At 51.6% G+C, this 13,106-nt stretch carries 13 protein-coding genes and 1 tRNA gene; 6 read left to right on the top strand and 8 right to left on the bottom strand.

Annotation, left to right across the window (positions count from 1 at the left end):
• Positions 1-78: 78 nt before the first annotated feature.
• Positions 79-657 carry a chromate efflux transporter ChrB gene (locus tag R50912_RS06900; RefSeq protein WP_042233433.1) on the top strand — a complete coding sequence of 193 codons (579 nt, stop codon included), beginning with the start codon at positions 79-81 and terminating at the stop codon, positions 655-657.
• Entirely contained in the window at positions 658-1,197 is a 540-nt protein-coding gene (locus R50912_RS06895; protein ID WP_042233431.1) for a chromate efflux transporter ChrA, read from the top strand.
• Between the two features lie 47 nt (positions 1,198-1,244).
• On the opposite strand, the gene R50912_RS06890 is transcribed toward R50912_RS06895, so the two are convergent.
• A complete protein-coding gene (locus R50912_RS06890; protein WP_042241779.1) occupies positions 1,245-1,622 on the bottom strand; it encodes a PH domain-containing protein in 378 nt (125 codons plus the stop codon).
• A gap of 425 nt (positions 1,623-2,047) precedes the next feature.
• Between R50912_RS06890 and abc-f the strand changes: the two genes are divergently transcribed.
• Positions 2,048-3,985 (top strand): ribosomal protection-like ABC-F family protein, encoded by a 1,938-nt coding sequence (abc-f, locus tag R50912_RS06885; RefSeq protein WP_042233429.1) that lies wholly within the window; start codon positions 2,048-2,050, stop codon positions 3,983-3,985.
• Between the two features lie 56 nt (positions 3,986-4,041).
• The gene (locus R50912_RS06880) at positions 4,042-4,515 is read left to right on the top strand and encodes an ASCH domain-containing protein (protein ID WP_052416058.1); all 474 of its coding nucleotides are present in this window, start codon (positions 4,042-4,044) and stop codon (positions 4,513-4,515) included.
• Between the two features lie 97 nt (positions 4,516-4,612).
• On the opposite strand, the gene R50912_RS34805 is transcribed toward R50912_RS06880, so the two are convergent.
• The 4 genes from R50912_RS34805 to R50912_RS06865 all read right to left on the bottom strand — a co-directional run bounded on the left by R50912_RS34805 (position 4,613) and on the right by R50912_RS06865 (position 7,143).
• Positions 4,613-4,768, bottom strand: a complete 156-nt coding sequence (locus R50912_RS34805; RefSeq protein WP_156122990.1) for a hypothetical protein — start codon at positions 4,766-4,768, stop codon at positions 4,613-4,615.
• A gap of 201 nt (positions 4,769-4,969) precedes the next feature.
• The gene (locus R50912_RS06875; protein WP_042233427.1) at positions 4,970-5,587 is read right to left on the bottom strand and encodes an NUDIX hydrolase; all 618 of its coding nucleotides are present in this window, start codon (positions 5,585-5,587) and stop codon (positions 4,970-4,972) included.
• Positions 5,588-5,665: 78 nt separating this feature from the next.
• The gene (locus tag R50912_RS06870; RefSeq protein ID WP_042241772.1) at positions 5,666-6,616 is read right to left on the bottom strand and encodes a TRM11 family SAM-dependent methyltransferase; all 951 of its coding nucleotides are present in this window, start codon (positions 6,614-6,616) and stop codon (positions 5,666-5,668) included.
• Positions 6,617-6,660: 44 nt separating this feature from the next.
• Positions 6,661-7,143 (bottom strand): winged helix-turn-helix transcriptional regulator, encoded by a 483-nt coding sequence (locus tag R50912_RS06865; RefSeq protein WP_231637795.1) that lies wholly within the window; start codon positions 7,141-7,143, stop codon positions 6,661-6,663.
• Between the two features lie 114 nt (positions 7,144-7,257).
• Here R50912_RS06865 and R50912_RS06860 point away from each other — a divergent pair, with 114 nt between their 5' ends.
• Complete coding sequence (locus tag R50912_RS06860) at positions 7,258-7,938, top strand: SDR family NAD(P)-dependent oxidoreductase (protein WP_042233425.1); 681 nt, start codon at positions 7,258-7,260, stop codon at positions 7,936-7,938.
• 157 nt (positions 7,939-8,095) lie between these two features.
• Entirely contained in the window at positions 8,096-9,451 is a 1,356-nt protein-coding gene (locus R50912_RS06855; RefSeq protein WP_042233423.1) for a dipeptidase, read from the top strand.
• Positions 9,452-9,612: 161 nt separating this feature from the next.
• On the opposite strand, the gene R50912_RS06850 is transcribed toward R50912_RS06855, so the two are convergent.
• The 3 genes from R50912_RS06850 to R50912_RS06840 form a co-directional block, all read right to left on the bottom strand.
• A tRNA-Gly gene (locus R50912_RS06850) sits at positions 9,613-9,686 on the bottom strand.
• A 77-nt stretch (positions 9,687-9,763) separates the two neighbouring features.
• Positions 9,764-11,887 carry a putative bifunctional diguanylate cyclase/phosphodiesterase gene (locus R50912_RS06845; RefSeq protein ID WP_042233421.1) on the bottom strand — a complete coding sequence of 708 codons (2,124 nt, stop codon included), beginning with the start codon at positions 11,885-11,887 and terminating at the stop codon, positions 9,764-9,766.
• A gap of 188 nt (positions 11,888-12,075) precedes the next feature.
• Positions 12,076-13,035, bottom strand: a complete 960-nt coding sequence (locus R50912_RS06840) for an aldolase catalytic domain-containing protein (protein WP_197073108.1) — start codon at positions 13,033-13,035, stop codon at positions 12,076-12,078.
• Positions 13,036-13,106: the final 71 nt, after the last annotated feature.

Below are 13,106 nucleotides of genomic sequence, written 5' to 3'. Positions count from 1 at the left end.
TTGTATAGAATAAGCTGATCAAGCGGCCAAGCACCATTCCGCGCTGCGGAATCCACTTATGAAATGGGGCCTATCCTAATGAAAACCACCGGTAACGAATACATCCAGATGGCTATGGCTATGTCCAGAACAGGCATCCTCGGCTATGGCGGCGGACCGTCCGTCATCCCGCTGATCCGGCATGATGCCGTAACCCGCTATGGCTGGCTGAGCGATGAGGAGTTCGGCGAGACACTTGCCATTGCCAATGCGCTGCCGGGTCCGATCGCTACCAAAATGGCCGCTTACCTCGGCTATAAGCTAAAAGGCGTCCGGGGAGCCACTCTCTCCGTACTGGCACATATCTTCCCCAGCGGAATTGCGATGATCGCGTTGTTATCTGCCGTAAATTACTTAAGCGGTTCCAAGGTTGTAGCCGGAATGATCGCTGCGGTTTCCCCTGTGATTGCGGTTATGCTGGGAATGATGGCTTATGAATTTGCCCGGAAGGCTTTTAAAGGCCTTGGTGTAATGATCGGGACCGGCTTCCTGCTGCTCGCTCTGGTGCTGCTTGAAGTGCTGCATCTGCATCCGGCCATAGTCATCGTGCTATACCTCGGTTATGGAACAGTCCATTACCGGATACTCGCGAAACAGAACAAAGGGGGGACCGCCTAAATGGAATGGCTCAAGCTGATCTATGGTTTTTTCATGGCCAACGTGCTCGGCTACGGCGGCGGCCCCTCCTCCATTCCGCTAATGTACGAAGAGATTGTGCCGCATTACGGCTGGCTGACCGATGAAGAATTCTCCAATATGCTGGCGCTCGGCAATGCGCTCCCCGGACCGATTGCCACCAAAATCGCTGCTTATGTAGGCTACGATGTCTATGGCTGGCCCGGACTGGCCGCTGCTCTGCTGGCGACAATTGTCCCTTCCGCTGCTGCGCTGATCATCCTGCTGAACGTGATGCAGAAATACAAGCAGTCGCCTGTTGTCAAAGGCATGACGCTGCTTGTCCAGCCGGTTATCGCCATTATGATGGTTGTGCTTACCTTTAAAATGGCCAAAGGCCCGGCAGATTCCATTGGCATCTGGCAGACCCTGATCATTGCCGCAATAGCCTTCTGGGCCCTGAAGCACTTAAAACTCCACCCCGCGCTGGTTATTCTCGCTGCTTTTGCCTATGGCGGGCTGGTGCTGCAGTACACGTTCTAGCTGACGATCACGTTCCCCCTGGCTAATAACCTTCTCCGGGACCACGCTCACTTCAGAATATATTGCGACAGCACCGCCTGCACCTCATAGATATTGACGGACTTGTTGAAGGTTTTCTTCAGCGGCACCGCCGCACCGGACACATAGAGGCACAGCTCCGCATCGAGATCGAAATGCCCGGCCGTTTCCACCGAGTAATGGGTGATGCTTTTGTAGGGAATTGAGTGATATTCCGTTTTCTTGCCGGTCATCCCCTGCTTATCTACGAGGATCAGGCGTTTGTCTGTAAAAATAAACATATCCCGGATCAGCTTGTAGGCGCGTTCGATCGTTTCCTGCGGAGCCAGAATCTGCGCATATTCCCGCTTCACATCTTCCAGCGGGACCTGGGAAGCATTGCCCAGCAATCCGTTAAAAATCGCCATAGTCATCCCCTTTTCCTGTAATAGATTGGCAGCAAATCCTCCTCTGCCATAGTCCATACTACTTGCAGATTTATGGATTTATACCAGAGCAAGGGGATTTCCCTCTTGCTTATTCCCGGTTTATTGGTTAAAATGACTATAAATTTAGAAGAAGGAGGTGTAGGAGAATGGATCACAATCGGACCAACAGTGTTAGTAGCCGGCTGATTAATATTATGGCTGGCATCGTTCATGTAAATGCCCTGGACGGGAGAGGTCTGTCCATTTACAAGAACTTAATAACACTACAACATTGTGAAATGCCTTTCTCGCCTACACTTCAACGGATCTCATAAACCGGAGAATACTCAGGCCGCGGGGAAATTTCCCTGCGGCCTTTTTATGTTGTTTTGTAGTCAGGGCGTTCCTATAAAAGGAGAATAACTATGATCATCTCATGCCAAAATGTCCAAAAATACCACGGTGCCCAGCTCGTCCTGGAGAACATCACCTTCGATATCCGCCAAGGCGAAAAAATCGGCCTGATCGGCCGCAACGGCTGCGGCAAGACCACCCTCTTCCATCTGCTGAGCGGGGAAGAACGTCCCGATCAGGGACAGATCTCCATCCGCCGGAGCAGCGTCATCGGACTGCTCGCGCAGATTCAGCAGGTGAGCGACGATGAAACCGTATATGCGGTTCTGCAGCGCAGCTTCGCGGAGCCCTTGCAGTGGCAGCGCCGCCTGCGGGAGCTGGAGCAGACCATGTCCGCTTCCGGTGCAAGTGACGATGAACAGGCTTGGAACCGGCTGCTTAAGGAATACGGCAACCTGCAGGAGAAATTCGAAGCCGCTGGCGGATATGAAATTGAATCCTCCATCAGCCGTGTTGCCGCCGGCCTTGGCATTGGAAGCGGCCAGTATGACCGCCGGTTCTCTTCCCTCTCCGGCGGGGAGAAGACCAAGGTCGGCCTCGCCGAGCTGCTGCTGCGCCGTCCCGATATTCTGCTGCTCGATGAGCCGACCAACCACCTCGATATGGATGCTATCGAATGGCTGGAGCAGTTCCTGCAGAGCTATGACGGCACTGTGCTGGCCATTTCCCATGACCGTTATTTCCTCGATGCCGTCGTTAAGAAGGTCATTGAGATCGAAGACGGCGAAGCCTTCACCTTCCATACGAACTACAGCGGCTATCAGGTGGAGAAGGAAGCCAGACTCCTGCAGCAGTTCGCTGACTATCAGGAGCAGCAGAAGAAGATTAAGCAGATGCAGGAGAGCATCAAGCGGCTGATTGAATGGGGAAAGCTGAATCCGCAGAACATCTCGTTCCCCCGCCGCGCAGCTTCCATGCAGAAGGCGCTGGACCGGATGGTCAGAGTCAAACGGCCGGTTCTGGAACGCAAGTCCATGGATCTGCAGCTGGAGCAGGATGACCGGACCGGCAATCAGGTCGTAATCCTTGACCAGATTAGCAAAGCCTTCGGAGAGCGTAAGCTCTTCTCGGCAGCCAGTGATATTCTCAGATATGGAGAGACTACGGCACTGATCGGCGGCAACGGCGCAGGCAAAAGCACGCTGCTGCGGATTATTCTCGGGCTGGAAGCCCCGGACAGCGGCAGCTGTACGCTGGCTTCCAGAGCCGTTGTCGGCTACCTGGCCCAGGAAGCTGTACCGGAGGAGAACGGCCAATCCGTGCTCCGTTATTTCCGCGAGGAAGCAGGGCTTGAAGAAGGAGAAGCCCGCGGGCAGCTGGCCCGGTTTCTCTTCTACGGCAGTGATGTGTTCAAGAACATCACCAATCTCTCCGGCGGAGAATGGACACGGCTGCGCTTCGCGGTGCTGATGCACCGCCGTCCGAATCTGCTCATTCTTGATGAGCCGACCAACCATCTCGATATCGATTCCCGCGAAGCGCTGGAAGAGGCGCTGGAGGAGTTCCCCGGGACCGTGCTGGCTGTATCGCATGACCGTTATTTCATTAACCGCTGCTTCGGAAAGCTATGGAATATTGATGGCGGGCGTTTCTCATCCTTCTCCGGGAATTATGAATATTACAAGGAGAAGCAGGCTGAGAAAGCCGCGGCTGCCGAACGGCAAGCTGCAGCTGCAGCAGGGAGTGCGGCTGCTGCCGTCATTAAGCCCCATCCAGCCGGTGGTGCCGCATCCGCCGCTCCTTCCCGCAAGCCCCGTCCGGCCGTCTCCTGGGAGCAGGACATTGCTGCTGCGGAGGCTCAGCTCAGTGTTATCGACGGCGAGATGCTGAACCCGCGGTTTGCCAGCGATTCCGGGAAGCTGGCTGAGCTTATGACGGCGCGGGATGCCGCACAGCAGAAGCTGGATGACTTGTACAGCAGCTGGTTAAGCGAAGCGGATAACTCTTAGATCATTTACGATTATTCTTTAGACTGATTACTAATCCCATAACAGAGGTGAACAAGGTGACATTAACCCCGGCAATAGCACAATACTGGGAGTCTTATCTGCAAGACCATCCTGAGGCAGCGGAGAATTTCGACAGCGCCTGGGCTTTTGGCGACAACCCCCGGCTGGCCGATGAACTGCTGGAGCTGGTCCTGGCTGGAATCAAGACTGGAACGGCACAAAATTATGAGTTAAATGATGCACACGGTACGCCTCTGCCCTTTGCGGGCGGGCTATCCGTGCTGCTGGACAGTACGGGGCAGCCGCGCGGAATCATCGAGACTACGAAGGTTGAGATTGTTCCGTTTGCGGATGTAACGGCTGAGTTCGCGTATTCTGAAGGGGAGGATGACCGCAGCCTCGAATCGTGGCGCTATAACCATGAAGTATTCTTCACCAGAGAGCTTGAGGATGAAGGTAAGCCATTCGACCCTGGTATGCGGGTCATCTGCGAGACCTTTCGACTGGTGCATATCAATAAAAAACTGTAAATCTTAGCACTTAAAAAGGCTGCTTCTTCTTAACCGAAGAGGCAGCCTTCATTGTATAGTTGCACGTTAGTATAAGGTTAGAGCTTCAAGGTGAATCTTAAAATTTCCAGATGCCCGTAATCCAGCCGATAACCGAGATCCATAATGGAATACTGATTAGGACGCCCCATACCAGGCCGGTGGCAATATTACCTTCTGCAGGACGTGTTACACCTTCCTGCGTCAGCGGAAGTCTTAACTCTTCTTGTTCCATGTGATCCCCTCCTAAAATTGTTATCGACACAGCAGAGGAAAAAATGTAGACCGCCTGGCCCAAAAAGTTGTGTTTCTGATAAATTTTTTAGATATAAAGGCTCAGCGGTTGATTAATGCAAAGGCTTACATAAATAATATTAACCAATTTTTGTCTACTTTAAAACTTATATACTCCTGATCATCTATTATATGCAGTACTTTAGTCCAATATTACTGCCTTTTCAGAATTATGTAAATATTGGAACAGTGTGTGCAGCTGCTCCACCGTATTGCGCTCCTCAGACAATTCAGGCAAGGCATCCTCGGCAAAAAAGCCTACCCCACTTGTCTCCACACCCGCTTCCGCTGCCCCGCCGGTAATCCGGCACAGGATGAACATTTTGTAGACATGATAAGGCTCCGGGGGATGCTGGTGAAATTTCTTGTCCAGCACAGCGAGCAAACGTACGGCTTCCGCCTGATAGCCGGATTCCTCGGCAATCTCTTTCACAACCACTTCGCTTGGAGACAAGCCGATGTCCGCCCAGCCTCCAGGCAATGCCCACTTACCGTCCAGCTTCTCACGTACAAGCAGAATTTGGTTATCCTCAAAAATCACTCCGCGGATATCCACTTTCGGCGTGCTGTATCCGCCCTCTCCCGCGAATGAGAGCCGGATGCGTTCTTTGCTCTCATACGTATAGTTAGCCAGAATATCTACACTCAGCTCCCGCAGCGCCTGGTAACGTTCGATATCATATACATCCTTGGCATAGGTCAGACCGGTCTGGGCAATCCCCTGTATTTCTTTGGCCCAGGTTAACCATTTCTGTTCCATAAGTACACCGCCTTTAATCAGATATGGGATAGAACATACTTTTTCAGAACTCCAGCAGCTCCATTCATTATATTAGCGCTACTCGCACAGCATCAGATGACGGGAGAACGCACCTTTCTTCGCAATACAGCGGTCGATGATCGTGAAGCCGGCAGAATGTATCATCTCATCCATCGCTTCGATCGCCACAATTACAACCCGGTCCGCAATCCGGCGGGTATTGGTGAGAATGGCAAACTGCTCCTCTGGGGTAATCCGCGAATACAGATTATAAGGCATATCCACAATAGCAACATCATAGTGCTCCTTAATGTCGGCGATATCCCCGAGCGTGACTTCACTCTCGAAGCCGAAATGGGCGATATTCGTCCGCGCTCCGGCAGCAATAAGCGGGTTAATGTCACGTCCTACAATATCGATTCCCATAGACAGTGCCTCAACCATTACCGTGCCAATCCCGCAGCAGGGATCTATCATCTTCACTCCGGCTATGCGGGGAACCGCCATATTGACCGCCGCCCGGGCCACCCGTGTGCTGAGTGCTATGGAGTAGCTGCGGGGCTTTTTCATCTGCCGGAACCAGGTTGCCTTATTCTTATGATAAGCGCCGAAGTACCAGCGTCCGCCCAGCGTTACAATTCCATACACCAGCTCCGGATGATTCACATCCGCCTCGCCTTCGATCCGCAGGCCGATTTCCCGTTCAATTACTCTGCGTTCATCGTATTCAATTTTATGCTCTGGTGTCAGATCATTCGTCTTCACAAAAATCACCTTAAAGGTCCGTCCATTCAGTTCTACCCGTTCCGTCTGCCGGTAGATTTCCGGGAGCGTGTCCCCTTCGTACATCACATCAATCCGCTCTTTGATAAAAGGGCTGCGGCTGACGTCCACCCGGGTCCCGCTTGAGAATATAGCCGGCGGGATCTCGCCGCCAAACAGACAGCGCAGCTCCATACCGCATAGGGATGCCTCATCCTCAGAATGGGCGTATGTATAGATATAAGAATTGTTTCCGCCCTCGGGCATTTGTGCTTCATATTCAAGACTTGCTGATACATTCGCTGACACTGTTATTCCGCTCCTATCGCTTCCGCCGCTTGCGGCGCTTCTGTTTCTGATTCTAAACTGAACTTTTCCGGGCTATCCGCCGGTTCAGCATCTCCATGCCCGCCATCATAGCTGATCCTTGCCTTGGCGATTTCTCCACGGTTTCCCCTCACCCATTCTACCAGTAAAGTCAGCGGGCCAAGAAGAGATTCGCCCAGACTTGTAAGACCATACTCTACGGTTAAAGGGACTGTCGGAGTAGCTTTGCGCCAGACCAGTCCATCACGCTCCAGATGGCGGAGCGTCTGGGTGAGCATGCGCTGCGAGATCCCGCCGGAACGGCGCTGCAGTTCCTTGAAACGTAAAGACTGCGCTCCAAGGTTCACAATGATCAGCATACTCCATTTATCTCCGACACGGTCCAGGATCTGCCGGGTAACCGTGCAATCCTCCAGTATAGTTAGTTGCCGGCCAGCTTGTAATCCATCCTTCTCCTGATTGTTCAAGGCAGTTACCTCCATGTAACCTAAGCATCTAATAGTGCCTTCTTGCCGCTTAGGCCCACTAAGTCTATCATGGTTACTGTTAGTAATCAACAACCTGAAAGGAACTGATCGACTATGCAAACCATCGCTATCGTAGGTGCAGGACCGGGCCTCGGCCTGTCCATTGCCAAGAAGTTTGGCGGACAGGGCTTCCGTGTCGCTTTGATCGCCCGCAACGGAGCCAAATTAAAAACTTTGGTAGAAGAACTTACAATGCTGGGTATTGAAGCAGCCGCATTCCCTGCGGATCTTTACAACAAGGAAGGGCTCACCACAGCATTCCGGAACATCAAAGACAAATACGGCTTCATTGATGTACTGGAATTCAGCCCTACCAGCGGCAGCTTTCCTCCAACTCCGGCAACACAGGTAACAGAAGAAATTGCACTTGACGCTTTCCAGTCGCAGGTCATCGGCGCGATCCGTAGTGTGGAGCAGGTGCTGCCGGAGATGCTGGAGAAGAATACAGGCGCTCTTTTATTCACAACCGGACTGTCCTCCCTGTATCCGATTCCTATGATGGGCAACATGGGAATTGCATTTAGCGGGCTGCGCAACTACGCTATGAACCTGCACACGGATCTGGCACCACTAGGCATTTATGTAGGTCATTTAGCTATAGGAGCCATTATCAGACCCGGGACTGATGCCGATCCGAATCTCATTGCCGGTGCATGGTACGATCTTTACTCCCGCAGAACTCAGCCCGAGGATACTTTTCCACAAGGTGTAACGCCAGCCACCATCCTCTGGTAAGGTGCTTGAACAATCCTTTTTGATCCATCTCTATATCTCCAGTATAATGGATGCATTACACTGCCGATTCTAAACCGACGGGGCCTGTCATCTTGCGTTGCATGATACAGGGCTCCGCGGTACTAGGCAGCGAATTCCAAGGAGGTACATAATTACGATGTCTTACGAAACTTATTTTCAGACTGAGCGTGACGCTCAGCTAACCGAACTCAAGCAATGGCTGGCCATTCCCAGCATCTCGGCCCTCTCCGTACACAAGGAGGATGTGAACGCCGCTGCAGGCTGGCTGGTAGAGACTCTGAAACGCGCCGGATTAGAAAATATCGAGCTGCACCCTACTGCAGGACATCCAGTGATATATGCAGATTATCTTCATGCCCCAGGTAAGCCGACCATTCTGGTGTACGGACATTATGATGTACAGCCGGTTGATCCGCTGAACCTGTGGACCACCCCTCCGTTTGAACCGGAGATCCGTGACGGCAAGCTGTACGCCCGTGGAGCCACTGACGATAAAGGTCAGGTGTTCATGCATATCAAGGCCATTGAAGCCATCCTCAAGCAGGAGGGCACCTTGCCGGTCAACATCAAACTGTGCATCGAAGGCGAAGAAGAGATCGGCAGCGTGAACCTGCCTCCATTCCTGGAAGCCAACCAGGACAAGCTTGCGGCAGATGCCGTCCTTGTCTCGGATACCTCCCTCCTGGAACGCGGGCGCCCTGCGATCTGCACCGGACTGCGCGGTCTATGCTCGCTTGAGGTCACTGTAAACACCGCATTAACGGATCTGCACTCCGGCTCCTATGGCGGCGGCGTTCCAAATGCCCTGCATGCACTGGTGTCTCTTCTCAGCTCGCTTCATGATGACAAGGGCCGTGTGTCCGTTGAAGGTTTCTATGAAGGCGTGCCTGTACTCTCTCCTCTCCTCCGCGATGAATTCGCCAAGCAGGGAGTAGACGAAGACAAGATCAGAGCGTCCCTTGGCCTGGAGCAGCTGTACGGCGAGGAAGGCTACAGCTTCGTAGAACGCATTGGCGCACGTCCAACCCTGGAGCTGAACGGCGTATACGGCGGCTTCCAGGGCGAAGGCAGCAAGACGGTTATTCCGAAGGAAGCCCATGCCAAAATCACCTGCCGCCTTGTCGGCGACCAGGACCCGCAGCATATCCTGGATGCCGTGGAAGCACATCTGAAGGCCAATATACAGAGTGGTGCGAAAGTGCATGTGAAACAGATGGAGAAGGCCCGCGCCTTCAACATCGATCCCTCTCATCCGATCCTGCAGACCGCTGCAGATGCTTACGGCAAAGTATACGGCACCCGCGCCCTCTTCACCAAAGACGGCGGCTCGATCCCAATCATGGAGAGCTTCTCCCGCATCCTGAAGGCTCCTGTGGTACTGATGGGCTTTGGGCTGGACGACGAGAACCTGCATGCTCCGGATGAGCATTTCAATCTGGAGAATTTCGATAAAGGCCTGCTGACGATTGTGGAGTTCCTGAAGACCGTATAATCCGGCACAGCATTGTCCAAGCTGGTCCACGAATAGCTGCAACAGCAAAGCCAGGCTCCCGGAGAATCGGGAGCCTGGCTTGTTGCGGATCAGAATACTTGTTGTATAACGAAAATAAACAACAAAAAAACCCTTGCGGACAAGGATTTGGAATTTAAATATGGAGCGGGTGATGGGAATCGAACCCACGCTATCAGCTTGGAAGGCTGAAGTTCTACCATTGAACTACACCCGCAACTCAAATTGAGTACAAGAAACATTGTAGCATTACTACGAATAAATTGCAACCCTAGCAGGATCTCCCGGATCATATTACGATGGCATTTCCAGCAGCGGCTTCAAAAAAGACAGTTCGAATTCCTCCGCCTTGACCGGCTTGCTGAACAGAAACCCTTGTGCTTCATGGCAATGCTGCTGGCGCAGGAATTGCAGCTGTTCCTTGTTCTCAACGCCTTCCGCAGTTACCTTAAGCTTCAGGTGGTGAGCCATGGACGTTATCGTGGAGACAATCGCCGCATTGTTGCTGTCCTCCATGACATCCGAGACAAAGGAGCGGTCAATCTTGAGCCGGTCAATCGGCATGTTCTTGAGATAATGCAATGAACTGTACCCTGTGCCGAAATCATCAATACTGATGCATACGCCAAGTCTCTTTAGGCGGTTCAGTTGGTCAAAGGCAGTCTCCTTGTCCAGTGTCATGCTCTCGGTAATCTCCAGATCAACATAGCTGGGATCGAGACCGATCTCCTGCAGAATCGCCCCTATCTTACCAGCCAGATTCGGCTGCAGGAACTGACGCATCGATAGATTAATAGAGACACAAATGGGCCGATAACCGGCATTTTGCCATGTTTTATTCTGCTGGCAAGCCGTTCTGAGCACCCATTCCCCGATTGGAACAATCAGTCCGCTCTCTTCTGCGATTGGAATGAAATCTACGGGAGAGACGAGTCCGCGTTTGGGATGATTCCAGCGCAGCAGCGCCTCCATACCGACAATCTCTTCGGTCTCAAGCAGTACCTGAGGCTGATAGACGAGATAGAATTCATTCCGCTCTAGGGCTCTGCGCAGATCATTCTCCAGCTTGAGGCGTTCCTTAGCCTTCATCTGCATAGCCGGAATATAGCGGCGGATATCCACCCCTTGCATCTTCGCATTGTGCACAGCAGTATCCGCGTTCTGGATTAGCTGCTCTGCCGTATCACCGTCTCCGGGGAAGATGCTCATCCCCAGACTAAGCGAGATGTGATATTCTCCGGACTCGAGGCTTACGGGTGTCTCGAACAGCCGCAGCAGATCATTCGCCCGGACCAGACAGTTCTCAAGACCAGTCCGCTCTGTCATCAGAAAAGCAAACTCATCCGCTCCCATACTATAGAGCTCTTCATTCACTCTAACCTCACTACCGATCCGCTGGGCGACCAGTTGCAGCAGCAAATCTCCTGCATAATGTCCAAGGGAGTCATTAATATTCTTGAAATGATTGATGTTCATGATGACCAGACCCGAGAATCCGCGGCTTTTGTCCTTCTCACTCTGGATCACGATCTCTTCCATACGCTGCATCAGGCGGCGCCTGTTCGGAAGACCTGTAAGATCATCGTGGAAGGCCAGATAATTAATCCGCGCCTCTGCCTGCTGGTTCTCTTCAAAGGGCTCCTCTATCGTTAATCTGTAGACACCGGTAAGCAGAAGATAATAAGCCACTCCGCTGCTGAGCATCCCGAACAGATAATCCATATCTCCGACACTGAACAGATTCATGAAGAAGACCTGGCCCAGTGCAAAAAATACAAGGGAGCGGATAATAATCAGAAGCGAAGCAGACTTCTCAATTTTGCCCGGATATACAATAATCCCTACTCCAAGCAGATAAACGAACAGTACGGCCATATTCATCAAATCTCTTACTGTCTCCACCCACGGATAACTCGTCAGTCCAGGAACAATCAGGTTGCCGGAGCCAAACACAGCCGCGGATAGCAGAATCAACAAAAAGGAATTCCGGAACACCTTGTTCTTGCTGTCTACCGACATCGGCTGATCTGCCCTGCAGAAGATAAGCACGATCCCCAGCGCACTCGCAAGCCGCGAGAAGGTCAGCAGCCATAGGGATTGTCCGGAGCTAATATAAGAGGCAACTCCGGGAATGCCTACAAAACCGAGAACATGCAGGAAATCAAAGATGCTTACACCCAAAAACAGAGCGGATGTATAAAGTCTTGCTCTGGATAATTTATTGGAGAATAACAACCAGCCCTGGGCAAAAATCGCAAAGCCGAAAGCCACAGTGCAGCAGCCCGAAATAAGATAGAATGCCAGCAGTAAATCTTTATCCTCTATATGGCCCAGCGGTGTACGGAAAATCTGGATCAGAAGGAACAGCGCAGCCCCTATAATCGCCGCATGAATGGTCTTTCTCTCTTCTTGTCTCATATGTCCCTCGCGTCTAAAAATGATATCTATAATAACTAGTCGATGTGTTTTTGGTCCTATGAATAAATATCGGTTAAATACTCCTGTAAAGTTACATCGTTCATCCTACAATATTAAAAGAAACCATCTCTGGCAGAAAAAAAGCACCTTCCTCTACAGAGAGGTCAGTGCTTTCATCTTCCGGACGTTTATTTATCCCCGAAATTAACCTCAGGTGTAGTCAGTTTGTCATAGAAGTCAACCGCCTTGTCTTTATCGGCTGAAGAACGCAGCGCCATCGCCGAGCGCGGATGCTCATCCAGTGTTCCCGTAATCATGTATGGGATGATATACCCCCACTCTTCCTTCTCGCGCAATGGAATCATCAGGTTCTCAACAATATCCAGAACGGGACGGAGGGTATACTTGGTATTCTTCAAATGGGTAACCAGCAGCTCTGTAGGACAATTGCCGGCAGCACGGCCCATGCCGTAGCAGGAAGCGTCCAGCAGTTCGACACCTTTTTCCGCTGCAATCAGTGTATTGGAGAAGGCCAGCTGCAGATTGTTATGCGTATGTACACCCAGGCGTTTATCCGGCAAATGTGTTCTGAACTTCTCTACCAGGTAATGGATGTCATTGTGATCCAGACTGCCGTAGGAATCAACGATATATACAACATCAACGACGCTTTCGCGGATCTGTTCAAACGCTTCAAGCAGTTCATTCTCCATGACATTGGATAGAGCCATAATATTAATCGTAGTCTCGTACCCCAGATCGTGGAAGGTCTGCACCAGCTCAAGCGCCTTGTCCACATCTTTGCTATAGCAGGCTACACGGATCAGGTCCAGCATACTCTCACTGCGGGGCAGGATATCATTCACGTCAACACGGCCGATATCGACCAGTGCCGACAGCTTGGTGTGGCCTTTTTGCGGAATAACCTTGCGCAGGAAATCATCATTAAGAAAACGCCACGGCCCGGCACCCTCGGACCCTTTCAGCAACTTCGGTGAGTTTTTATATCCGATTTCCATATAATCAACACCGGCTTCATTCAAACCAGCGTATAATTTCTGAACAAATTCAATACTGAAATCCCAGTTATTCACCAATCCCCCGTCACGGATGGTACAATCGACAATTTTGCTCTGATTAGTCTTCACAATCTGTTCTCCCTTCGGGCTTAGCTTCATATTATATCCTCATAATAAACAAGGCCACAAACTTACTATGC

Origin of the sequence: Paenibacillus sp. FSL R5-0912 (assembly GCF_000758605.1) — a bacterium.
Classification (GTDB): Bacteria; Bacillota; Bacilli; order Paenibacillales; family Paenibacillaceae; genus Paenibacillus_AQ.
The sequence above is the reverse complement of the archived record's forward strand: the minus strand, read 5'-3'. Positions and strand labels throughout refer to the sequence as shown.